Origin of the sequence: Pantoea sp. MHSD4 (assembly GCF_021043305.1) — a bacterium.
GTDB lineage: Bacteria > Pseudomonadota > Gammaproteobacteria > Enterobacterales > Enterobacteriaceae > Pantoea > Pantoea eucalypti.
This window is the reverse complement of the sequence record NZ_JAJNDH010000009.1, coordinates 115,988-122,998: the sequence shown is the minus strand read 5'-3', so window position 1 is coordinate 122,998 and position 7,011 is coordinate 115,988. Positions and strand designations below refer to the sequence as shown.

The 7,011-nt window shown below is 48.3% G+C and carries 4 protein-coding genes; all 4 read left to right on the top strand.

Annotated elements, in window-relative coordinates; all coding sequences use genetic code 11:
- Window positions 1-1,997: 1,997 nt before the first annotated feature.
- Window positions 1,998-3,200, top strand: coding sequence for an AAA family ATPase (locus LQK91_RS20680; protein WP_003850644.1), 1,203 nt, complete (start codon window positions 1,998-2,000; stop codon window positions 3,198-3,200).
- Window positions 3,197-4,168: a ParB family protein gene (locus LQK91_RS20675; RefSeq protein ID WP_003850642.1), complete on the top strand. Its 972-nt coding sequence runs from the start codon at window positions 3,197-3,199 to the stop codon at window positions 4,166-4,168. Before LQK91_RS20680 ends, LQK91_RS20675 begins: the two co-directional genes overlap by 4 nt.
- Before the next feature lie 216 nt (window positions 4,169-4,384).
- A complete protein-coding gene (locus tag LQK91_RS20670; RefSeq protein ID WP_105100091.1) occupies window positions 4,385-5,311 on the top strand; it encodes an aminoimidazole riboside kinase in 927 nt (308 codons plus the stop codon).
- 156 nt (window positions 5,312-5,467) lie between these two features.
- The gene (locus LQK91_RS20665; protein ID WP_105100090.1) at window positions 5,468-7,003 is read left to right on the top strand and encodes a carbohydrate porin; all 1,536 of its coding nucleotides are present in this window, start codon (window positions 5,468-5,470) and stop codon (window positions 7,001-7,003) included.
- Window positions 7,004-7,011: the final 8 nt, after the last annotated feature.

Here is a 7,011-nt window from a genome sequence, read left to right as displayed (position 1 = left end):
TAGGAAGATCCGTGATGTGAACAGGCGAAAGCCGCTGTTACTCGATACAGTGGATACTATCACTCACTACAGCGGTTAATCTACTCACCATAGTGGTTATTTCTCTCGATACAGTGGTTGTTCTACTCGCTATAGTGGTTAGTCACCTTACCCCAGCTCAGGCGTACCGTGGCCTGGAGCGCGTTGGGGATCTTTAAGGAACTTATTAGGATCTTATTATGATCTGTTATTGGATCTATTCAGTGGATAACCCGGTAAAAAGAGGTTAACAGAACGGATAATTTGCCCTGCCCTCGACATGCAGCACTCGCTCTCATCGCACAGTGTCAGTGAAGCGACAGTAATGCCCTCTCAAAAGGGTTATACACACAATAAAAAGTCATTTACTCGCTACAGTGGTTGTTAAGTACTCGCCAGCGCGGTTGCTTTCCTCGCTACAGTGGTTATTCCACACTCTATAGTGGTTATTCTTCTCGCTATAGTGGTTACTGACACCCTTCAAAGCCTTGTGCCACAAGCCCTCAGACGTTATGGGGATCTGTTTAGGATCTCAATTTGATCTATTAAGGATCGACCAATTGGATCTGGCCTGTGAATAATGAGGATAAAACAGAGAAAACATGGCAGAAGCAGCATGTCAGATAGATCTGATGTTTAAGACAGGCATTGAATTGTGATCAGCCGTCAGGTTTGGTTTAGCAGAGGATTTAACATGAAAGCCCTTTGTACAAAGCATAAGCAGCAAGACCGTGAAAGAAACTCTGATAACCACATTTTAAATAGGGCTTTGATGTAGATTGAGCATTTGTCGTGCTCTTCATACTTTAAAGAGTTACCACCCTAAAAAATAATCTATCATTATGATAAATAAGGAATTATTATGATTTTTTCATGATGAAAACACCATAATCAAATTCCCCTTGTAATTTTCTGATTCAATATCTTATGTTGATTAACTGAGAAAGCGAAGTCTGGTTTACAGCAGCGTTCAAAAAGGAGCTGAACAGAAATTCAGACTACTAAAAGCAACCGGAAACTCATTTTTTTAAAAGTTGAAGATTGTCAGACTTGGAAGAAATGTTGTGCTGCCTCGTTTTCGAGTAAGTGAAGGTTCTCCTCAGAAAGAGAAACTGAGAGATAGGTAAATATTTGCGGAGTTGAATACAATATTGAAAGGGCGATGATACATATTCGCAATCACTTAATCGTCAAAATGTCCGGTTAAGATTTGATACCTGCTTTATAAGTATGAGCCCTGCCCCCGGTCTGAAACGGGTACGGAAAGATCAGTGAATTCACAAAATTTATCAAGCGGCATAACGACTGGATATGTTGTTCAAACGCAACCTGAGTAAGTAATAGAGTGTTTGTCAGACTTAAAATACTATAAAGCTTCGATGAAGCCCGGCAATCAAGAGTATGAAAAAGTCATGACACATCATGATTTAAGGAGAGTAAAAATTTCAAATTTAAGCGATGGAAATTGAAAGGACACCACCATTAATCGACTTACCAGACTTGCAAGCCCTGTTGATAAAATTAATAAGCTGAAGCAATCATAAAAAGACTAAAAATCAAAGTTAGAGCTTATCTTCAACACGTTGCAACGCAGTTTTTCACCATTCAATTTCTCTTTTATGTTGATGATTAATATGAAATTTATTTAAATTTTCATGCTGAAAATACCATGGAAAACATATGAACTTTATAACTCTTTGCACAATAAACAGAATGGTATGCTGTAATATAAAGGGGTGAAACGACAGTTGAAAACGCCCTGAAGCCTCTTTAAGGAGGTAATCCTGAAACATCGAATTCATTCATTTCAGCGAGAGAAACCGTCAATTTGACCCACCCTTTTCATAACTCTCCCATCCATCTCATCGTCATCTTAATGTCACTAATAAAAAATCCAGGTTTTTTTGTCATTTTTCTAAAAAATTGGCAGGTTTAGCCTTTTTGTGTAGTATGCAAAAAACAGTAAAGCAGAGGGGCTTATGAAGCGCGATTATGGTGGAGTGCTGGAAATGGCGACCAGAGCCAATTCCATGTTACATGGACTGAGTAGCCACATTGAACAACAACGTCAGGAGTTCAATCAGACCGGTTTTTACCAGACTTTCTCACGTAATGCCGTAGCCAATATGCCATTACTGAGTAAGCACGCTGTTGTTGCTGCCATTGGTGATATGGAAGAAGCAGGTTATCAGTTTGGTAAGAAACAAACCGGCAGTACCTCACAATACGCACTGACCATTCAGAACGTAGTCGACATCTATGAGCACCGTAAAGTCCCAAAATATCGCGATCGCCATGATGGACCCTTCGTCGTCTTTGTTGTAAGTCTTAAGGGCGGTGTTTCTAAAACAGTCAGTACTGTCACACTGGCCCATGGTATGCGCGCTCATCCCTCTATGTTGCATAATGACCTGCGCATTCTGGTTATTGACCTGGATCCACAGGCATCAAGCACAATGTTCCTGAGTCACACTAATAGCGTAGGCTCCGTTCTTGAGACCGCAGCGCAGGCCATGTTGAACGACCTGGATGCCGACCAGCTTCGCGAACAGTTTATTAAGCCAACTGTCATGCCGGGAGTGGATGTAATTCCCGCCTCAATAGACGATGGTTTCGTTGCCAGCGACTGGGAAGAGTTGGTTGCTGAACATCTGCCAGGCGTTGCACCGTCCGAAGTATTGCGCCGCAACGTGATTGATCGTCTGGCCGGTGATTATGATTTCATCTTTCTCGATACCGGTCCTCACCTTGATTCGTTCATGTTGAATGCTATTGCGGCCAGTGATGTGCTGCTGACACCGACGCCGCCGGCACAGGTCGATTTCCATTCAACTATGAAGTATCTGACTCGCCTGCCAGAAATGCTCGAACGTATTGAGTCAGAAGGCATTGAACCGCGTCTTAAAGCAAATATTGGCTTTATGTCGAAAATGACCTCTAAACACGATCACCTGACCTCTCAAAGTTATGCTCGTGAAGTGTTTACCAAATCAATGCTGGACTGCAGCCTGCCAAGACTGGACGGGTTTGAACGCTGCGGTGAATCCTTTGATACCGTCATCAGTGCCAATCCCTCATCTTATCCAGGCAGTGCGGACGCTTTGCGCAAAGCTAAATATGAAGCCGAACAGTTCTCCAGGGCTGTGTTTGACCGCATCGAATATATCAGGAGCACCTTGTGAGCAAACCTATACAGCGCATTGGCCGCAAATTTGGTGATTCAGCTATCGCGAACATGATCGACAGTAGCAGTCAGTCACGCACCTTTACGCTGAAATCGGGTGCGAAGGCAACTTTCGTTCGCCAGCTCATCCTGCATGATGATATTGAGACCAGAACAACGGTTGATCCCCAAATCAACGGTCGTGACCAGAGCACACTGACACCGGAATCGCTGCAGGAGATCACCCGTACCATTACGTTGCAGCAGTTTTTCCCGGCGATTGGTCGCATCAACGGTGATCAGATTGAGATCATGGATGGTTCACGCCGCCGCGCTGCATGTATTCTTTCGGGGGCAAGCCTGGAGGTACTGGTCACCGCTGATGAACTGAGCATCAGTGATGCGCGTCAACTGGCCGCTGATATACAGACCGCTAAAGAGCATAACCTGCGCGAATTAGGGTTACGCTTTATGCTGATGAACGAAAATGGCATGAGCAAATCCGAGATTGCCAAAGCAGAAGGTATCTCTAATGCCAAGGTCACTCGTGCGTTCCAGGCAGCAGCTGTGCCTGCTGAGTTCATTGAACTCTTCCCGGTTGTCTCTGAGCTGACGCTTCAGGATTACCAGTTACTGCTTGATGTCTGGGAGGAGGCTAAAGCGGAAGCGGTTGAGGTCTCTGCGCTGGTCAGCGAGATTCAGCAAAAGCTGAATGAAGATGATCTCCTGCGAATCACCAACCCGGATGATAAGAAGAGCGCTATCCTGAATGGCTTCAAAAGCGCGCGTCGTCAGTTAAAGAAACCGGCACCCGTCAGCAAAACTGTGACGGAGAAACTGGCAACATTTACCACGGCTAATACCTATGCACGACGCAAAACCAATGATGAGAAGCGGACCGTGCAATATGAATTCAGTCGTCTGCCAAAAGAGATCGCTGAGCAGATTGACGCATCAATAAGACAGATTCTTTCTACATTGAATTAATCGTCATCCTGTATCGTCTTCGAAACCGGCCACTGGCCGGTTTTTTTATCTGCTATCCACCCAGAGGCATACCTGCCTTATCCGCATTTTCTTCTTCGCCTGAAGAGATGTTCTGTACGACGCGCCTCATTTCAGCAGTATTACGCTTGATCCTGGTACAGTTTAACGCTATAGCTAAAACGGTTTAGCTTTTAAATTCAATCACAGGAGTTGTCTATGTCTGTTCGCGTATGGTGTCTCGGGGATGCCGTGGTCGATTTGCTACCCGAAAAGCCGGGCCGCCTGATGCAGTGTCCGGGGGGAGCACCGGCTAATGTCGCCGTTGGCATTGCACGTCTGCAGGGAAACAGTGCTTTTATTGGTCGGGTAGGCGCTGATCCTTTTGGTGAATTTATGCGGCAGACGCTCAGAGAGGAGAACGTTGATACTCGCTACATGATCGCTGATTCACAGCACCGCACGTCAACGGTGGTGGTCGGGCTGGATGAGCAGGGCGAACGCTCCTTTACTTTTATGGTGCGGCCCAGTGCCGATCTGTTTCTTGAACCGTCGGATCTGCCTGAGTTCCAGCGCGGTGAATGGCTGCACTGCTGTTCGATCGCCTTAGCAGCTGAGCCATCACGCACCGCCACGCTTACCGCCATGAAGCAGATTCGTGCTGCAGGTGGTCATGTCAGCTTTGATTTCAATTTACGAGAAGACCTCTGGTCCGATCCGGCACTGCTGCATTTGGTGGTGAACGAGGCGCTCAGTCATACCGACGTGGTTAAATTCTCAGACGAGGAACTGGATTTCCTCTGTCCGGGACAGGAACCAGCTGTCAGCTTGCCGCAGCTGGCCAAACGATTTGGTATTCGCTTATTACTGGTGACGCGGGGCAGGGAAGGGGTGATCGCCTGCTATCAGGGCGAGATCACTCACCATGCGACGACGCCCGTGGACAGCGTCGACACCACAGGTGCAGGTGATGCTTTCGTGGCCGGATTACTCTGGGTTCTGGCGACGTCAGGTCTGCCTGCCGATGAATCAAAGCTGTCCATTTGTCTTGCCACAGCACAATGCTGTGGCGCCCTGGCAACCACCGCGAAAGGTGCCATGACAGCACTTCCCTGGCTCCATCAGCTGGACAATCTGGCCGGCTAATCATCCCTGACGCCCCTGTTTTGGGAGCTATCTCACAATCACTAAACCGGTTTAGCTATTTTCATTGCAGAGGGAAATTACCCGTGGCTATGATTTGCGCCTAAACCGGTTTAGCAAAAAAGCCGGTGATGATAGCCTCTCCTCAGGGAATAAAAAATGAAAAAAAGCACGTTAGCAGTCGCCCTCTCTTTAATATTCTTGTCTACATCAGTCTGGGCCGATTCCAGCATGAGCAGCATTGAGGCACGCCTTGCGGCGATGGAGCGACGACTTCAGGCAGCCGAGCAGCGAGCAAATGTTGCTGAAACCCGCGCTCAGGTCGCCGAAAAGCAGGCACAGGTGGCTGAGAAGCAGGCTCAACAGTTGGCAGCCGTACAGCAGCAGACCCAGACTTCCACCGCCGATGTTGCTCAGCGCACCGCGAAGCTGGAACAAAAATCTGCCGATGAAGGTGGCTTTGAGTTCCACGGTTACGCCCGTTCCGGATTGCTGATGAACAGCTCAGCCACTAAAACGCAGGGTGGTCCGACACTCACTCCTGCTGGCGAAACCGGCGGTCACGTTGGACGTCTCGGTAATGAGCCGGATACGTATGTTGAGCTCAACCTCGAACATAAGCAGACGCTGGATAATGGTGCTACCACCCGTTTCAAAGCCATGCTGGCTGACGGGCAGCGCACCTATAACGACTGGACCGCATCCAGCAGCGATCTCAACCTGCGTCAGGCATTTGTCGAGCTTGGGCAACTTCCCACTTTCAGCGGTGCATTTGATAACTCTACCGTGTGGGCCGGTAAGCGTTTTGACCGTGATAACTTTGATATCCATTGGATCGACTCTGATGTTGTGTTTCTTGCAGGTACCGGTGCCGGCATTTACGACATGAAGTGGAGCGATCAGACGCGTAGCAACATTTCGCTGTACGGTCGTACCTTTGGCGACATCGAAAACAATGAAAATACGGCGCAAAACTACATCCTGACGCTGAATAACTTTGTCGGCCCGGTGCAGATGATGCTCAGTGGTATGCGGGCGAAAGATAACGACGATCGCCGGGATATCGACGGACTCAGAGTCAAAAGCGATGCGGCCGAAACCGGCGTACATGCGTTGCTGGGCCTGCATAACGACAGCTTCTATGGGCTGACAGAAGGCACATCCAAAACGGCACTGCTCTATGGCCATGGCCTGGGCGCAGAGGTGAAGTCAATTGGATCTGACGGCGCACTGTTGCCAGAAGCGAACACCTGGCGGCTGGCGAGTTACGGCATCACCCCGCTGGGCGGTGGCTGGCACATTGCGCCTGCCGTACTGGCACAGCGCAGTGACGATCGGTACGTCAAAGGTGACAGCTATGACTGGGCGACAGTTAACCTGCGTCTGATTCAGGAAATCACCCAGAATTTTGAGATGCAGTATGAAGGCTCTTATCAGTACATGGATCTGCGTCCGGAAGGTTACAACAACCGTAACGCGGTCAGCGGCAGCTTTACCAAACTCACTATTGCGCCAACCCTGAAAGCCGGTGATGTCGGTGACTTCCTTAAGCGTCCGGAAATTCGTCTGTTTGCAACCTGGATGAACTGGGATCATCGGCTCAATAACTATGCCAGTGACGACGCGTTCGGCAGCAAGGGCTTTGATGCCGGTGGCGAATGGAACTTCGGTGTACAGATGGAAACCTGGTTCTGACCGGATGG

Excerpts from the sequence above, each read along its gene's own strand:
- LQK91_RS20665 (WP_105100090.1), top strand. The coding sequence starts at position 5,468 with ATGAAAAAAAGCACGTTAGCAGTCGCCCTCTCTTTAATATTCTTGTCT.
- LQK91_RS20680 (WP_003850644.1), top strand. The coding sequence starts at position 1,998 with ATGAAGCGCGATTATGGTGGAGTGCTGGAAATGGCGACCAGAGCCAAT.
- LQK91_RS20670 (WP_105100091.1), top strand. The coding sequence starts at position 4,385 with ATGTCTGTTCGCGTATGGTGTCTCGGGGATGCCGTGGTCGATTTGCTA.